A 17127-nucleotide genomic window follows, 5' to 3' on the forward strand; every position below is an offset into this window, starting at 1 on the left:
CGCCCACAAGACCATCGCTCAGCACCCGCCCCGAGCATCCGAATCTGCCCCGCTACCAGCACATATACCCGCCCAAACAGGAACGCAGCACTAGGTCGTATATACGGCGATCACCGTCGACACCACGGCCACGACCACACTTGGCTTACAGTCCGAGGTCTCGAGGGGGCAGCGTCACGCAGACCCCCATGGAGGGACACCACCAGTCCGGCCTTATCTACAGCTGTCAAGCATCTACGCAGGCAGACAGACCGCGGCGGTATCAGGCACATGAGGCACGTGACCTTTCTAGGACTGAGCGAGGGGAACGCCAGTGACCACACCGTCCACGCCAGCGACACCATGAAGTCGATCGGCATCGTCCAAGAAGGGACGCCCGTCCTCACCGAGCTGACGCGCCCCTTCGAACTCCCAGGAGAGGCTGCTGAGGCCCGGGAGATCGTGGCGGCGCTCCATGCGGCTGCCGACCGTGCGGCGACAGTGCACACCTTCAGTAAGGGGATGGGCGTAGCCGCACCACAGATCGGGGTCGGTCGGCGTGCCGCCATCGTCCGGCCGGCCGAGGGCGATGCCATCACTCTCCTGAACCCCGTGGTGGTCGAGGAGTCGTCAGACACCGATGAGCAGTTCGAGGGGTGCCTGTCCTTCTTCGATGTCCGCGGCAAGGTGCCCCGCCCGCGCACACTGTGGGTACGGCATCAGGACTTCGACGGGACGTGTCAGACGACGATCTTCACGGATGGACTCGCCCGGCTGGTCGCGCACGAAGTCGATCATCTGGACGGGGTGCTGTATGTCGCGCGGATGGCTCCCGGCAGCAGCACGATCTCGGTGGCCGAGTACAAGGGCACGGGACAGAACTGGCGGTACAGCTCGAGCTCCGGGGCATAGGTCATAACAGCCTTGGGCAGGGGCAGGCTGGCCATCTGCGGGTGCCGCAGGTGCTGTCCGCCGTCGGAGACGTGCAGGGTGAACGTCTCCGGTCCGGGCCGGTCGGCCTCGTCATCTCGTCATAGGGCGTCAGGTACGTGCTCGATGCGCTCCCAGGGCCGCACTGGGCGGCCCTCGCGCACGTGCCAACCGCCGTCGTACGGGGTGAGGGTGGCGGTAGAACGCGGTCACCACGTCGACCAGGTGCACCACCTCGCCGACCGTCGTCATCTGCGCGTCCGACACCGCATTTTGGGCGAGGAACCGCAGGTGGAACGCTTCTTCGGTGGCGTCGGTGATCCGCTGGGGCTGTGCCGACCTGTCCGCGGCTTCTCCGGCAGGCCAGTCGCCCAGTGGGCGGGGTAGCTGAACGTCGGCGCCGCGTGGGCACGCGCGGACATGAACGACACGGTGCCGGCCAGCAACTGGCCCTCGGCTGTGCCCTCCTCGGCGACGGTCAGCAGGACGCGGGCCGGGTTCGACCACATCCGCGCGTCATGGACCGCGTCGGGCTCACCGCCGCTCTGTTTGACGAGGGCCAGGCCGAACGGGGCGCCGCAGCGGCCCAGCAGGCGCTCGATGACGCCGCCCGCGTCGACTCCACACTGGTGACCTCCCGGCTCAACACCCTGCTCGACGCGGCCTGCCCGTACGAGACAGCAGCCGTCGACGAGGTGCGTACAAGGGCGAAAAATCTCGCCACCGCCCGGTCGACCACGATCGCGGCCTGACTTAGCTACGACGGTGCGAGGTGGGGCCGCCCACGTAAGCGGCACGGCCCGGACGGCGGTCCGGGAGGGAGCATGCGGGCACGTTCTGCAGGCTCGCGGGCGCACGCATTAGACCGGTGGCATTTGCAGTACACGGCGAGTTCGCCATGTGCGCCCGGCACTTCTTTCCGTCGGGCTCCTTCCGGTTGGCGGTGCGTGCCGGACGGGCACGCACCCATACGAACCACGCGTGATTCCGTCCCTTCAAGTGATGAGCGGGTCTCGCCATGACCGTGTCGCGCTGTTGCCCGCTCGTGTGGCCCGTACTGCGCCCCAGCGGTCGGGCTGTTGGAACAGTTGGCAATGGGGACCGGTGTGCCTGCGAGACGGGCGTGCGCACCGAGGGATCGGGATGTGCTGGGAGGGACCTGCCGGTCCTGAGGGGCCGGCAGGCCGTTTGGGCAGTCGGCGGCTCGCCGCGGTGCAGGGCCACGCCATCGGGTCCGTGCCCTTCCGCGCGCCACGTATCAATGGCCCCGGCGAGTCCTGCGAAGCTGACCTCGGCGTCTCCTGCGGCGATGGCAAAGGCCAGAGATTGCGTAAGGGGACGGTCATGAAGAATGTCCTCGCATCACAGACCGTCAACTCGCTTCTCCGCGAAGCTCTGCGTCTCACCGCGCTCGCGGGCGGCCGGGGTGAACAGCCGTGACCGCGACTCGAGTGGTCGAACCGCCGGACCTTGAAGCGTTACGTCGGCACGTCGACACCACGCTGAACCGCTTCCTGGAGGACAAGGCGGCCTTGGCCCGTGCCCTCTGCATGCCCGGCGAGGTGATCCGGGCGTTGGATGATTTCCTGGCGGCCGGCGGGAAGCGCCTGCGCCCCTTGCTGTGTGTGCTGGGCTGGCACGCCGCGGCGGGCGATGGTCCGATCGCCCCGGTGATCCAGGTGGGTGCCGCGCTGGAAATGTTCCATGCTTTCGTCCTGATCCACGACGACGTCATGGACAACAGTGCCACCCGCCGTGGCCAGCCCACTGTCCACCGAGCCCTCGCCGCTCGCCACGCCGCCGACCGCCCTCGCGCCAGCGCCGAGCATCTGGGTGCCAGCGCTGCGATCCTCATTGGGGATCTCGCTTTGACTTGGTCGGATGAGCTCTTGCACACCGCGGGCCTCACCCCCGCACAACTCTGCCGCGTCCTGCCCGTGATAGACCGCATGCGCACCGAGGTCATGTACGGCCAGTACCTCGACCTTGCCGCCACCGGCCGGCCCACCGCCGACGTCGCCCGCGCCCTGACGATCATCCGCTACAAGACCGCCACATACACCGTCGAGCGCCCCCTGCACACCGGTGCCGCGCTCGCCAATGCGACCCCGGCCACCCAGGCGGCGCTGAGCGACTACGCGCTGCCCATCGGTGAAGCGTTCCAGCTCCGCGATGACCTCCTGGGCGTCTTCGGCACCCCCGAGACAACCGGCAAGCCCTGCCTGGACGACCTGCGTGATGGCAAGCACACCGTGCTCCTCGCCGTTGCCTTCCAGAGCGCCGACAGGGACCAGGAGCAGCTGTTGCGCACGCTGATCGGTGATCCGGAGTTGGGCGAGGACGGCGCTGCCCGGATCCGCAAGGTCCTGGTCGACACCGGTGCCCGCGCAACGGTGGAGAACATGATCACCTCCCGCTGTGACCAGGCCCAACGCGCCCTGGACCGTGGCGCGCTCCCGCCCTCCGCAACCACCAGCCTGCGGCACCTGGCCTGCGTCGCCACCGTGAGGACGACATGAACACTGATGCTGCGTCTCCCTGGCGCCAGGTGCTGCGGGCCTCCCCCCGCGGGTTCTGCGCGGGCATCGACCGCGGGGAGGACGAGCCATGACGTCCCGGGACGCATTGCAGGCAACCATTCGCGCTTACCGCAGCAGCCTCGACTATCTGCCGGATGGCCCCTATCGCCGGTACTGTGCCTGGCTCCTGGATCAGCCCCACTATGCGCGGCGATGGCTGCGCCTCATCGCGTTGGAAGAGCTGGTCCGCATGACCGGCGCCCTTCTGGACAACCTGCCACTTGATCGTTCCGAGGTGAACTCTCTCACCGATCACGGCACGCTCATGAGCGTTCACCAAATCTACGAGGTCGTCTCCGACAACCTTGCCGCCGGGTTGAGCGGTTCCACCGTCAGAGACGCCCGGGAGGATTTACTTCGGTCGTTCAATTCTGCAGCGATGGACAGCCTACGTCTGATGAATCCGAGTCCGGCCAGGGACAGGCTCGGCGAGTGGGAGGCCATGGCGCGGGACGTGTCGGCCTTCCGCTGCAGCAACAACGAAGCCGAGCACCGGGCATTGGCGACGGCGTACGTGGCGGCGCACCCCGAGGACGAGCCTCAGCCCCTGGAGTTCTCGGTCGCAGCGAGCCTCCTGGCGAACATCGAATCCGGACTGGCCATGGCTGCCGTGGTGCGAGACCTGGCCACCTGGAATGTATTCGCCAACGGCCTTATCCGGCGCTACAGCGCTGTCCAACGGCTCATCACCGAGCGGCCCACCGACGAAGCCGAGCTGATTGCCACCGGCACCGACAGCATCATGGTCGTCTCGACCCTGTCGTACTACACCGGTTTGATCAACGAAGTCGTCTGCCCTCTCCCGGGCTATGCACAGGTGCTGGACGACGGCAGCCTCGAACGGCTCCTCACCGATGCCGCTCTGCTCGTACGACTCGTCAATGACGTCGGGACCCGGTTGCTTGAGCAGGCGCCCGATGACCGCCGGCTACTGCTGTCCCGGCTGCGGGCTCAGGGGGCAGCATCCCACGGCGCTGACCTGTCAGCAGTGCTCTGGAAGGCGCAAGCCGAGGAAGGCGCACTCCTCACGCGGCTGAAGAAGGACGTCGGCTTCGGCGAGTTCAACGTCTGTCTGGACGGCATCCGCCACCTGCCGGCAGCAGAAGCGCTGCCCCTGTTCGAAACTCGACTCGACGATGTCACGACGCTGTACCGTCGCACGCTCGCGTCACTGGACGCCGGTGCCGCCGAGCTCCAGACACGACTGGGTACCGCTCTGGTGGGCGCTCCGGCCCTGTGCTTCGTCGGCTTCCATCAAGAGCTCTATCGCAAGACCTTCGATGCCCAGATGGGCGACTACGCGGTCGCCCTCAGCCCACCGGCGCACCATCGGCGAGGATCCTGATGCCAATCGCATGGACGAGTGACGTGAGTGATTGCCTGGACAAGGTCTTCACGGCGGCGGCTGAAGCCCTCACGACCCGCGGGGTACGCGCCCGGCACTACGTGATCCCCGAATGCGAGGCGTACACGCCGCTCACTGGGACCGCTGCCGACGTGTGGTGTCTTGAGGTCGACTGCGGAGCGGCGCTGCGTCGTCCCGGCGAGTCAGTGATCTTGCTGTTCCAGGTGTTCGATCCGGCGTTCCCCAACCTGGGACTGGTGTTCATGGGCCAGCGTCGCGTCAGTGACGGGGCCCCGGTCAACAGCCATCGATTGCCACGTTGGCGATACCGGCACGACAACCTGTACGTCTACACCTTCATGCCCACGGTAAACGACGTGCTCGCACCACTGGACCCGACCCGACGACGACACAGCCAGATCGTGGCGGTCCTTCACGGCAGCGCCACCGCCCCGGACTACGTGGCCGCCCCCAAGAAATTGGTAGCGCTGCGGAACGACGCTCGACGGCAGGGACAACTCGCAATCATCTGGGTGGACTTCAAGGCCCGCTTCCTGGAACTCACCGAAAGGATCGTGTTCCGGCCGCTCGCAGGCAGTTGGCCATGGCACCTGATGCCTCGCTCCGCCCAACTGTCAGACGTGCGCGTCCCCATCCAGAAGAAGGACGGCGAACTCGGCTACTTCCAGGACTTCTCACAGGCGCTGGACTCAGGGATCGGTCTGGCCCGCGACTACCTTTCGGCGCCGAGGACTCCATGACTGGCCGAACGCACGCCATCGTATTAGGAGCGGGAATCGCGGGACTGTGTGCCGCAGGCGTACTCGCCAAGCACTTCGAGCAGGTGACCCTTGTCGAACGTGACCTGGTCAGCCCGCTCGTGGACGGCCAGTCACGTCGGGGGGTCCCGCAGGGCATGCACGTAAGCCTGCTCACCATGCGCGCCATGCAACAACTAGAGGAGCTCTTTCCGGGACTGCTGGAGGAGTGCCTGGCCGACGGCGCCCAAGCGGCCGAGGCAGGCACCCAGGTACGAGCGGTTTTCCACGGCCATCTGTTGCGGCAGAGCCCCGCAGGCACCAACCTCCTGCTCGCCTCCAGGCCCTTCCTGGAGGGAAAGATCCGAGCCCGTGTCCTCAAGCTCCCTGCGGTGACCCTGCTGGAGGACACCCGGGCAGCCGGTCTCCTTGCCGACGGCAGGACGAAAGACCACCACGCCATCCGCGGGGTCCGGCTGCACTCCGCGAAATCGGGAACCGCCAGCAGCCACGACTTGGAAGCCGACCTGGTCCTAGACGCCACCGGCCGCGGCGGCCGGAGCGGAGCCTGGCTGGAGCAACACGGCTTTCCGCGAGCTCCTGAACAGCGCGTCCGGATCGACGTCATCTACGCCAGCCGCCACTTCGCTCTCCCACCCGATGTGCTCGGCACCGACCGGGCCGTCGTCATCGGCGCCACGGCATCACACCCACACGGGATGACATTCGTAGCCCAGGAGAACGGGAGCTGGGTGCTGTCCTTGCAAAAGTACGGCAACCACGGACCGCCAACAGACGATGACAGCTTCCTCACCCTCGCTGCCACTGTGGCCCCCGACGATGTCATGCACCATCTCCGGCACGCCGCTCCCCTGGGCCCAATCGCCCACCAGCGCTTCCCCCACGCCACCCGCCGACGCTTCGACCGGATGCATTCATTCCCCGGCGGCATGCTGGTCATCGGAGACGCACTGTGCTCGATCAACCCGATCTACGGCAGCGGGATGGCCATGGCCGTAGCACAGGCCGCAGCCCTCGACGCATGTCTCGCCACAGAGACAGGCCCGCTGGCCCGCCAGTTCTTCCGCGCCGCCCACCGAGTGACCAACCCACAGTGGTGGCTGGCCGCGTGCGGCGACTACAGCCTCACCCAGGGAAACCAGCGGGCACGCCTGCTCAGCGCCGCCTTCCAGCGGATCACCGCCGCCGCCGAACACGACCCTGCCATTTCCGCCACAGTCGTCAGACTCTTCGGCATGATCGACTCCCCACGACGCCTCGCCCGCCCACACGTCCTCCGCCAACTCCTCGTCGCGGGGAGACAACGACGATGACTGACCATCCGCCGCATGCCTGCGGCCCATCGGGCAAGCCGAGCGACTGCTCGGTGGCGGCGCCTCAGCCTCGCCACGTTCGACCTGTGCATATCGCAGTGAGCCGAAACGCTTTCACCGCGCGCTGTGTTGCACGGCGAACCCCCGCATCCGTCATTCCTGCCCTGGACGACCAGGTGCGCCTGGGGTGTGTGGTGAGAGCGGCGAGAGACGACCGGGCGGCCGTATACGCGGACTTCCAGTGGAGTCTCGTCTCCACGCATCAGCACGCCGGCTCAACCCACCAACCCAAAGAAAGAAAGGACCCGTCGTGGAAATGCGTGACATCGCCGAACGGACCGCCTTCCTGGAGGACTGGGTAGCCGCGCTGAACGTGGGCGCCGAAGAGGTCGTTACGTTCTATACCGAGGAAACCCTCTACGAGGAAAGGGGCATCAAGGTGGCTATCCGGGGCCGCGAGAACCTGCGGCAGTTCTACCGACAGCTCTATCCAATGTTCTCGAACCTCGCGGTCACCACACGCAAGAGCATCGTGACGGCTGACCACGCGGTGGTGGAGTGGACCATGTCCGGCACACTCATCGGAAAGATCCCGGAGGTTCCGGCACCAAGTTCCGGGGAAGCCCCGTTCTCCTTCGAGGGCGCGAGCATTCTGGAGTTCGCCGACGACGGCCGCATCGCCCGGGAAGCCGCCTACTGGAGTGTGGCCGATCTGATCCAACAGATCAGCGCACCCCGGTCTGGGTGACGAAGTCCACTGCCGTCAGCGGCTCAGCGTGCAGCTGCGGAGGCCGCCAGTTCCTCCGGCAGCGGATCCCGCACAGGTCCTGAGCTTGCGCTTTATGGTCAGGGCCGGGTAGAGGTGCCCGGCGTCGGAGGGCACGTGGCCAATGCTGCCGCCGCCGGGGCTCGGGATTAGAACTCGGCGGGGTCAGCAGCCACTGCTACGGCTTTCGTCCCGGATCATGCGGCGGAGGCTGGTGCGGGCCGCAGCGAGGTCGTCTTCGGCTTCCTCCAGCCGCTGCTGGAGCTGAGTGCTGTCCTGCTGAACCTCCTGGAGCTGGGTGGACAGCCTGAGGTTGTGGCTGGTCAGCTCATCGATCCGGGCGACGAGGTCCTTCGTCACAGCCTGGTCGAGTTGCTGGCCGAGGCTGCATTGAAGAGCAGCTTTGAGTTTGTCTCGTTCCTCGCGCAGGGCCCGTATCTCGGTGCGGGAGAGTTCCAGGTCGGTACGCAGACTTGCTGTGCTCGCGGTGCCTCCGGACTGCCGGTCGCGGGCGGGACGGCTCGCCTGCTGGGCACGGGCCTTGTCGATGTGCTCGCGCACCCCGTCGGCGTAGACCAGCCAGTTCGAGACGCCCGCCGTGCGGGCAACCGCGGCGAAGGTCACCGGATCTCCCTGGGCCAGCAGTTGGTCCACGATGGCAAGGACACGCTGCCGTTTGGTCCGGCTGTCCCGTCGCCGGGACTCCGCCAGGACCTCGGCGGGCGTGCGGGACACGGTCATGTCTGTGCCCCCGGCCGTTGGACGACAGAGAGCGGTAGGAGGGTGCGTCCTCCGGCCCGTATCTTGCGCAGCACCTTGCTGGCTTCCTCTACCTCTGCCTGGATCTCGGCCGGCAGCTCTTCCATGCGGGCGTTCATGCGCTCGATGACGCCTTGGAACGCCTCGATCTGGTCGGTGATGTTGCGGATGACGAAGGCGTCGGCGTCCATGGCCTCGGCCAGCTCGCGGTCGGCCTTCAGCGCGCGGATGTGGTCCTCGATCGCGGGCAGATAGGACGGGTCGGGTCGGTAGAAGCCGCAGCCCGCGCATTGGAAGCGGATCGGGCACTTCTTCCCTCCGGCCTTCACGTTCGACGGCTCGACGCAGTTGCCGTACGGGACAGCGACCGATTTCGATTCGTACGACAGGTTCGAGGAAAAAGGCGTGGCACGGCCCACGCGATCGACGGAGTGGAGCCGCAGTGTCTGCACTGCCGCCCGCTTCCGCTCCATAGTGACCTTGTAATACGTCATGGTCACGTCGGGTGATCGGTGGTCCATGAGGTCCATCAGCACGTCGATGTCGGTGCCCGCGTCCGCGTGCCGTTGGGCGAAGGAGGAGCGGAAGGCGTAGGGAAAGATCCTGCTGCGATCGAAGGGCAGCGGGCGCCCGTCGTCGCCGGGCACGTCGGAGTCGAGAGCCGACAAGCCATCGATCCAGAACCGCAGGGCCCGGGAGAAGTCTCCCGAGTCCATGTGCGGGTACTTCCGGTCGCTGGTCGCGGCGGGGAACAGGTGGTTCGTGCTCGCCTGGGTGACCTTCAGCTCACGTCGGCGTCGCTGCCATGCCTGGATCGCCTCCACTGTCTGCCGGCTGATGGGCAGCAGTCGGCGCATGCGCTTCTTCTTGAAGTTATCCCAGATCAGGTGGTGTTCGCCCTCGTCGTACTTGAGGCAGTCCAGCCGCAGACCGCAGAACTCGCGGGGACGCCGTCCGGTGTCGCGCATGACGATGTAGGCGGTCTGCAGCATCCACGCGAGGTCGTCCTCGGACAATCCGCTGCGGGGGAAGCGCGGGTCGTTGCGCCCGAAGGAGCCCAAGTGGGCGTCGAGTTGCTGGATCACGAACTCGGGGATTGCCTTGGCGGCTTCGTCCTCGTCCTCCTCGACGCGGGGAATCGCGTGGTGGGCGTTCGCTGTGAAGCGCGGGGACAGGTCGTCCAGCAGGCCATCGCCGCGGCCGAAATCCAGCAGGCCGAAGAAATGCCGCCGCAGGGCGGTGCGAACGCCGTAGCTGTAAAGGGTGCCGTCCGGTTTCCGAGCGTCGCCGTAGGCGGTGATGACGGCGTCCATGTCGGGCAGTCTCAGGGCAGCGGGATCCTGTCCGCCCCCGGGTTTCATCGACAGCGTCGTCGAAGCCAGCGTGCACGCCTGGAGTGTGGAGCGGAAGGCGGAGGAGTTCGGCTGCACGGCGTGCACCCACTCCAGCAGCAGGCCACGCAGCCACGGCTGACGGATGGGGACCAGGTCCACGGTGGCGCTGGCCCGCGCTCGCCGACCGGACTTGGTCAGCTGCGACGTGACCCCGGCGGTGGTCAGGTTGAGCTCGGTCACGGCGCCCGGGTCGATGCCGCGGAAGCGGTCGAAGGCGGCCTTCACCCAGGCGATCAGCTCGCGCCGGTGCGACGCCGCGTTGAAGCCGCTGACCGGGCACTTCTCCGGGTCCAGGTGGAGCAGGCTCTCGACACCTTCCCACGCGCGGACCAGACGACGGACGGTGCCCGGGTCCATCCGGGCACCGCGCAAGTCGCGCTGTTGCAGACCATGGAGGACTTCCCGCCGCACCAGGGGAGCCAGCGGTGCCAGAGAGAAGTCGGCCATGCTCAGCCAGGGAGCCTGCCGGCCCACCCACTCCTCCGCGGTCTCCGGACGGCGGCCGGTCTCCCCGGCCTTGCGCCATCGCCTGAAATGGTTCGGGCACAGGCCCGAGGGCGAGTCGCTCGCGACCGTGCAACCGCGCACCCTGCAGTCCGGGAGCGCCGGCAGCGGGAGTGCCACGATCCGGCTCCACTGTTCACGCACCGCAGTGGGGTTCTGCCGCAAGTAGCGCCGCCATTCGTCACGATGCGCGGCGCACAGGCCGCGAGAGCTGGCCGCCCGCGGACACACCTGGGCGCCGTGGGTGACCGCGCAGCCGTGGGCACGCATCGGCGCCCGCCGGGCTCCGGAGGCCACGTGTGTCGCGGCGAATTCCTCCTGGTTCAGGCCGCTGAGCTTGTACGCAGCCGAGCAGGTCATGCACAACCCGTTGCGGGTAGTGATCCCGATCCCGCAGTTGGCAACGCGGCACGGCCACGCGCACGTGGCCGCATTGAACAGGTCACCGCGGAAGAGCCAGTTGGGACCGTGCCACTCGTCCGGCCGCCATGGATCGAGCAGCTCCTTTTCCAGCCAGATGGTCCAGGCGCCGTTGTCGACGGGGAATTCTGCAGCGACGACGTTCTCACCAGCGCGCATTGCCGTCGTCATGCGATACCCCCGTGACGCGCCGCGACATTCTCGACCGCAGCGCGCTTGTCCGCATCGCTGGCGTGGATGTACGGCGCCATGGATGAGGAAGACAAGTGGCCAAGGAGCTTCTGCGCGACATCCCGCGGCTGCCCCGCCCGGATCCACGCCGTCGCCGCCCCATGCCGCAGCATGTGAGGACGCGCCGTCAGCTCCGCCCTCCGCGCCAGCCGGTCGAACAGGTCCTTGGCCGTCGAATAGGTCATGCCCCGGCCCAGCACGCCCCGGAAGAGGTTGACGAACACCATGTCGCCGTCGACCGCTTCGGCGACCTGGTCGCGTTCGTAGACGTACTCCGTGTATAGAGCGACCAGTTCCTCGCTCACTGGCACCGACCGCGGCTCTCGGGACTTCGCCAAGGCTCCGTTGTCGTTCATCCGCCGCCGTACGTGGACGTGTGGGCCTTCGACCCGACAGCCCAGGGAGCGGGAGTTCGACAGCAGGTGCATGTCCTCCCGGCGAAGGCCGAGGGCTTCCCCGATGCGAAGGGCCGTGCACCACAGGAGGGCCACCATGAACCGGTCGCGGGCGTGAACCGTGACGTTGAGTAGCTGCTCGACTTCCTCGAACGTCAGCCAGTCGATGCCGTCGTGTACCACGACGAACTTCAGCTCGCGGGCGCGTACCGTGCGGAACTGCCCGTCCTCGCCGGCGTTGTAGCCGGGCGGGAGATAGGCGAGGTACTTCTGCTGCGTCAGTCGAGCGGCCACCTCGGGCGGAACCCAGCCGTAGCGGGCACCGAATCGCAGCAGCTCACAGACGGTGGTCATCACCGCGTTCGCGGTCTCCTCCGAACGGAACCGCTGCTAGGACGTCAGGTACAGAGCCAACCGGCCTGCGTAGATGCGTTCGGTGTTCCACGACAGGTGTCGTGTGCGGAGTGAGTCGAGATAGGCCGAAGCCTCGCGGTGGAACTCATAGGTGCTGTCGTCGATCACAACTCAGGAGACGGACCCGTTCGCAGGCGAGATGGCCCGCTCCGCGCGGTAGACCGTCGTCGACGTGCCAGACGTAACTGATATGCCTTGCAAACCCTCGGATACCTTCCAGGAACATGAAGATTCCCCCCAGAACCAGAGGTGCCAGAGGGGAAAGAGCTCCTGTAGTTAACCGGCCGTGCGTGGGTCTACGACCATGCTTGACCGGACTGGTCGATATCCGGTATCACCGGGCGGCTTGAGCAAGGCGATCACAGGGGCAATGGGGGGCGTTTCGAGTCGAAGCCCGCTGCGGACAACCACTGCTGGTCCGGGAGCAACCAGGCGTCTTGGCGGGTCGAGCCGTGGTCCGCTTGTCTCTTTCGCGGCAATGATCGGGGCTGAAACCCGGGGCAACCGGTGGGAAAAGTTGTGCGATTTCTGTGTGGTGCTGCTTAGCGTGCGAGGGCCCAGTGACCGTGGGGGTCGCTGGGCTCTGTCTTCCTGAGGAGAAGCATGTCTTCACGCACCACAGGAACACCGCACAGACGCAAGCAGGTTCGGGCGAGACGCATCGCCGTGGCCGCTTCGGTCGCCGTGGCGCTCATGGCCGGAGCGATACCGGCGGCCATGGCCCAGACCGAGCCGGTCAGTCCCTCGTCTTCGGCCTGGGGCAGGGACGGCGCGAAGGCGGAGATGCCGCCGGTGAAGGTCGGCAAGACCAAAGCCCCGGACTCCGTACGCGAGAATGTCTCGGACCAGGTGGCGGCGTGGCGCAAGGCGCAGGAGGAACGCGCCCGTGCCGCCGAAGCCACACCGCAGCGCGGCGCGAAGGCCCAGGACGCGCTCGCGGCGGTCGTGCCCAAGGGGCAGGGAGACGTGCCCTGGCACCAGATCTCCGATGTCCGGGTGACGGATTCGCTGGTGGCCCGCATCAATTACTCGACCGGCAACCTGATGCTCGCCGGAACCGACTTCCAGGTCGCCGGGGTCGGCCAGTCCCTGCAGTTGACCCGCACCTACAACTCCCTTGACGCGCCGTGGGGCAAGGTGTCGCAGCGCTGGTGGCAGAACTACGAACGCTACCTGCAGATCGAGGACAGCCAGGTGGTCCTGTACGACGCCACCGGCGGGGCCGTCGCCTTCACCAAGAAGACGGACGGCACCTACAGCACTCCCAAGGGCTACCGCCTGGATCTGAAGAAGACGGCCGAGGGCGAGTACACGGTGACCGAGCGCGGCTCGGGCTCGAAGGACACCTACAGCGCCTCCGGCACGCTGGTGAAGGTCTCCGACCGCAACGGCGGGCACACCCTGGTCGAGCAGCACGATGCGGGCAGTGAGCACAAGGGTTTCAAGCTGACCGACTCCCGCTCGGGCCGCTTCGTCGACCTGGTCAAGATCGACGCGTCGCAGTGGCAGGCCAAGGACAACGCGGGGCGCACCGTCGTCTACGACCTGAACCCGGCCGGGGACCTGACCAAGGTCACCGACACCGAGGGCAAGGCCACCGTGTTCGGCTACGACTCGTCCCGTCGACTGACGAAGATCACCACTCCGGAAGGCCGGGTGACGGTCTTCACCTATGACGGCGACAACCGCGTCACCTCGATGAAGCGGGCCACCCACTTCGACGGCTCCGGCGAGACCGGACCGACGTACCTCTACACGTACACCGCCGGCGAGGGCAGGGCGGGCACGACCAAGGTCACTGACCCGGCCGGGAACACCACAACCTACGCGCATGCCGCCGATGGCGAGATCACCAAGGTCACCGACGCGCTGGGCCGCAACCGTGAGAGCACCTACGACGCCAACCTCAACCTCGAGACGGCCGTGGACGCGATGGGTGTGGGCGGCACCCCGGGCAACGTCACCGCGTACGGCTGGGACACCCGGTCCAACCCCACCTCCGCCAAGCTGCCCACCGGCGCCACCTCCACGCTCACCGGCTACAAGACCATCGCCGGCGCGGACGTCCCCGGAAAGATCACGTCCGCCGACGGCATGGCCATCACGTACGAATACGACACCGCGGGCAACACCACCAAGGAGATCGTCGCCGGAGCCGAAGGCGGAACCCGCACCTTCACCTACAACCCCGAGGACCCCACCTGCGGTGGCTTCGAGGGGCAGCGGTGCGAGGTGACCGACGCCAACGGCAAGGCGACCAAGGTCACTTACGACGCCAAGGGCAACCTGTCCAAGGTCACCCCGCCGAACCCGACGGGTGCGGCCACCTACACCTACGACAGCCTGGGCCGTGCGGAGACCAGCGTGGACGGCCGCGGCATCAAGACCGTCTACGTCTACGACAACCGGGACCGGATCAAGAAGGTCTCCAGCACGAACATGACCGTCACCTACGAGTACGACGGCGACGGCAATCTGAAGCAGCGCTCGGACGCCACCGGGATCACCAAGTACGACTTCGACCCGCTGAGCCGGGAGACGATCCGTGCCCTGCAGGACGGCTCGCAGACCGTCCTCACCTACTACGCCGAGGGCAACGTCGAGTCGTACACCGATCCGTCCGGCACGGTGAAGTACACCTACAACAAGGTCAACAAGCTCGAATCCCTCACCGACGCGCAGGGCAAGAAGACCGGCTACGAGTACAACGCGAACGACTTCCGCACCAAGACCAGCTTCCCCGGCGGCACCGTCGAGACCATCACTCCGGACAAGGCCAACCGTGCGGAGCGCATCAAGGCGACCTCACCGTCGGGCACGCTGGTCGACCTCGCCTACGACTACTCGTACACCAGCGGCAGCACCACCAAGGACGGCACCCAGATCCGCACCGAGACCGATGCCGTCGCCGGACTCAAGCGCGCCTACACCTACGACTCGGCAGGCCGTCTCACCTTCACCAACGAGACCAAGGGGGCGACGGTCAACGACAGTTGGCTGTACTGCTACGACAAGGCGGGCAACCTCACCTCGCAGGGGCGCAAGGCAGGCTGCCCCGGCGGCACCACCTACAGCTACAACGACGCCTCCCAGATCACCGGCAAGGATGGCGTCACCGACGGCTGGTCCTACGACAAGGCCGGCAACGAGACGGCGGCCGCCCCGACCCCGGAAGCCGCCCGCACGGGTGGCCAGTGGAACGACTTCTCCCAGCTCACCTCCCTCACCCAGGGCGGCCAGGAGTTCAAGGGACGCTACGCCTCCACCGACCAGTCCGAGCGCATGCAGTTCGGCGACACCACCTTCCACCACGGCCCGGTCGGCCTGTCCTCCAAGACCACGGCCGGGGTGGACATGAACTTCACCCGTGAGCCGAGCGGCAACCTCAACTCCTTCCGCACGGAAGGTCCGTCGAGGACGCAGAGCACGTACTACTACCTCACCGACGCCCTCGGATCCACCAGGATCGTCGTCGATGGCCAGGGCGCGAAGGTCAACACGTACGACTACAGCCCGCGTGGCGTCACCCGCACCATGAGTGAGAAGGTTCCGCAGCCGTACCGCTTCGTAGGCGGCTACCAAGACCCGACTGGGCTCTATCACAACGAGGCCCGGTACATGGACCCGCGCACCGGCCGCTTCACCCAGCCCGACCCCTCGGGCCTGGAAGCCAACCCCTACCTGTACGCCTCCGGTGACCCCACCAACATCATCGACCCCAACGGCCTCTGGGGCATACCCGGGTGGGGGAAGGTGAAGAAGGTCTGGAAGAAGCACAGCGGCGCCATCCTCGGAATCGGGGTCGCCGCCGGGTGCAGCTTCGCCACCGGCATGACCGCAACAGCCGGTTGCGTCATCGTTGGAGCGGGTGTGGCCGGCGCGGTGTCCCACCGTGTGTCTGGGGAGAACCAGACCCTCGGCGGGTATTGGTCGGCGACCTGGCAGCCCATGGCATGGGGGGTTGCTGGTAGCTTCGCCGGGAAGCTCGGCCCTGCGGTAAACCGGTGGAGGGCTGACCGGAACCTCCCCAACTGAGGGGATGACAATCCGATGGGATCTCCGAACCGAAGAGGTCTGATGGCTCGCATTGCTGATGCCTACTGGCGCTTCGAGAAACGCTTCAGCCGCCCGCCCACCAGAAGCCAGAGATTCTCCGCGAGGCACCCCGTGCTCATCGGGACATACGCAGGAGTAACCATGTCTGCGGTCTTGCTTCCTGCGTCCCTGGGCGCGGGGAATGGAGTCGCCTACAGCATTCTGGCCTCTCTCCTAGGGGGGGTCGCCCTAGGCGCGGTCTTTTGTGGCTTCTGCTTCCTGGAAAGAAAGCGCCAGCAGAAGCTGTTCGGAGATCAATAACAGACACGTGGGCATGCGCCGGGGACGTGTAACAGCCGCGTCCCCGGCGTTCTGCACCACCAGGCGGTGGGAGGTCAAGCACCTGCCGTTCTGACGCCATCATGCTAAAAGGCGCTAACCGCTGACGCTGGATGGATGCCGCCGTTGGCGAGCCGGGGCTCGTCGTGGGCGCCGAGGACATATTCGCGGGGCAGCACCGTCGGAGCTGTCCGTGTACAAGTGAACAACTACGCGGACACATCCGCGAGCGATGCGACCACAAGCCGCCCGAACTCTCCTGCATCCGCCCGGAGTTCCTGCCCGACCTGCGCAATCCGGGTGATTACGTTCGGGCAGCGAGGCTTCTCGGTCGGGCCACCACCACGCCCTGCCTCCCCGCCTCCACCCGCTTGGGGTGGAGGACTCACACAGCAGCCGGACTGGTCCCAACCTCCGTGGGAGCCAGCCCGGTTAGCTTTCTTACCAGTTCGGTTATCCGTTGTTCTCTGTAGTTGCCAGACGGTAGGTGCGCGGCCTGTCACTGACTTGTTCGGCGATGCCCTGTTTCACCAGGGTGGCGAGCGAGTTCGCGATCGCACCCAAGGACTTCTCGATCAGGCGGCTGATCTTCGTGGCGGTGAACGCCTCGTCGGGGTGGGCCTGGAGGTGGTCGATGACCATCTGCCGCAGCGCTCCGGGGACGAGCCGCTTCTTCTCGCCCAGCAGGATGATCGCTCCTGCCTCTGCCGTCTGCTGTCCGGCGTCTGCCTGCGGGGCAGACGCGTTCTCGTCCGCCGGGCCGTCGCTGCCGCTCTCGTCGGCCTGGTCGTCTTCGCTGGGGCGATGGTCTCCGGCTACCCGACCACAGTTGGTGTACCAGTTGTTGATGACGGTCACGGTGTCACCTGTACGACCTGGAGGTGGAGCCTCTTCGGCTAGAGCTGGTCGGTCGCCGCCCAGTTGTAGAAGTTCCGTCCAGGCGAG

General features: G+C 66.7%; 12 protein-coding genes and 1 pseudogene. 8 read left to right on the forward strand and 5 right to left on the reverse strand.

From position 1 onward, the window contains the following. Window positions 1–279: 279 nt before the first annotated feature. Window positions 280–891 (forward strand): peptide deformylase, encoded by a 612-nt coding sequence (locus AB0O76_RS38620; protein WP_365501472.1) that lies wholly within the window; start codon window positions 280–282, stop codon window positions 889–891. 11 nt (window positions 892–902) lie between these two features. Here the strand turns inward: AB0O76_RS38620 and AB0O76_RS38625 are convergent. After that, window positions 903–1403 (reverse strand): annotated as a pseudogene (locus tag AB0O76_RS38625) (SAM-dependent methyltransferase); the annotation flags it as partial. Between AB0O76_RS38625 and AB0O76_RS38630 the strand changes: the two are divergent. The 6 genes from AB0O76_RS38630 to AB0O76_RS38655 all read left to right on the forward strand — a co-directional run bounded on the left by AB0O76_RS38630 (window position 1314) and on the right by AB0O76_RS38655 (window position 7673). After that, complete coding sequence (locus AB0O76_RS38630) at window positions 1314–1661, forward strand: hypothetical protein (protein WP_365501598.1); 348 nt, start codon at window positions 1314–1316, stop codon at window positions 1659–1661. The pseudogene AB0O76_RS38625 and the gene AB0O76_RS38630 overlap by 90 nt on opposite strands. 699 nt (window positions 1662–2360) lie before the next feature. Then, entirely contained in the window at window positions 2361–3428 is a 1068-nt protein-coding gene (locus AB0O76_RS38635; protein ID WP_365501473.1) for a polyprenyl synthetase family protein, read from the forward strand. Between the two features lie 88 nt (window positions 3429–3516). Further along, window positions 3517–4833: a hypothetical protein gene (locus AB0O76_RS38640; RefSeq protein WP_365501475.1), complete on the forward strand. Its 1317-nt coding sequence runs from the start codon at window positions 3517–3519 to the stop codon at window positions 4831–4833. Between the two features lie 23 nt (window positions 4834–4856). After that, window positions 4857–5594 (forward strand): hypothetical protein, encoded by a 738-nt coding sequence (locus AB0O76_RS38645; protein ID WP_365501477.1) that lies wholly within the window; start codon window positions 4857–4859, stop codon window positions 5592–5594. Then, window positions 5591–6925: an FAD-dependent monooxygenase gene (locus tag AB0O76_RS38650; protein ID WP_365501479.1), complete on the forward strand. Its 1335-nt coding sequence runs from the start codon at window positions 5591–5593 to the stop codon at window positions 6923–6925. Before AB0O76_RS38645 ends, AB0O76_RS38650 begins: the two co-directional genes overlap by 4 nt. A 316-nt stretch (window positions 6926–7241) precedes the next feature. Beyond that, window positions 7242–7673 (forward strand): nuclear transport factor 2 family protein, encoded by a 432-nt coding sequence (locus tag AB0O76_RS38655; protein WP_365501480.1) that lies wholly within the window; start codon window positions 7242–7244, stop codon window positions 7671–7673. Window positions 7674–7856: 183 nt separating this feature from the next. Here the strand turns inward: AB0O76_RS38655 and AB0O76_RS38660 are convergent, their stop codons facing one another. The 3 genes from AB0O76_RS38660 to AB0O76_RS38670 are packed head-to-tail and all read right to left on the reverse strand — an operon-like array spanning window position 7857 to window position 11748. Next, a complete protein-coding gene (locus AB0O76_RS38660; RefSeq protein ID WP_365501482.1) occupies window positions 7857–8432 on the reverse strand; it encodes a DUF6262 family protein in 576 nt (191 codons plus the stop codon). Next, a complete protein-coding gene (locus AB0O76_RS38665; RefSeq protein WP_365501484.1) occupies window positions 8429–10939 on the reverse strand; it encodes a tyrosine-type recombinase/integrase in 2511 nt (836 codons plus the stop codon). Before AB0O76_RS38665 ends, AB0O76_RS38660 begins: the two co-directional genes overlap by 4 nt. Further along, window positions 10936–11748 (reverse strand): tyrosine-type recombinase/integrase, encoded by an 813-nt coding sequence (locus AB0O76_RS38670; RefSeq protein WP_365501590.1) that lies wholly within the window; start codon window positions 11746–11748, stop codon window positions 10936–10938. The genes AB0O76_RS38665 and AB0O76_RS38670 overlap by 4 nt, the downstream gene beginning before the upstream one ends. Window positions 11749–12591: 843 nt before the next feature. Between AB0O76_RS38670 and AB0O76_RS38675 the strand changes: the two genes are divergently transcribed. Next, window positions 12592–15843 carry an RHS repeat-associated core domain-containing protein gene (locus AB0O76_RS38675; protein ID WP_365501592.1) on the forward strand — a complete coding sequence of 1084 codons (3252 nt, stop codon included), beginning with the start codon at window positions 12592–12594 and terminating at the stop codon, window positions 15841–15843. Between the two features lie 792 nt (window positions 15844–16635). On the opposite strand, the gene AB0O76_RS38680 is transcribed toward AB0O76_RS38675, so the two are convergent. Next, window positions 16636–17040 carry a hypothetical protein gene (locus tag AB0O76_RS38680; protein ID WP_365501486.1) on the reverse strand — a complete coding sequence of 135 codons (405 nt, stop codon included), beginning with the start codon at window positions 17038–17040 and terminating at the stop codon, window positions 16636–16638. Between the last annotated feature and the right edge of the window lie 87 nt (window positions 17041–17127).

Source organism: Streptomyces sp. NPDC086554 (assembly GCF_040686095.1).
GTDB lineage: Bacteria > Actinomycetota > Actinomycetes > Streptomycetales > Streptomycetaceae > Streptomyces.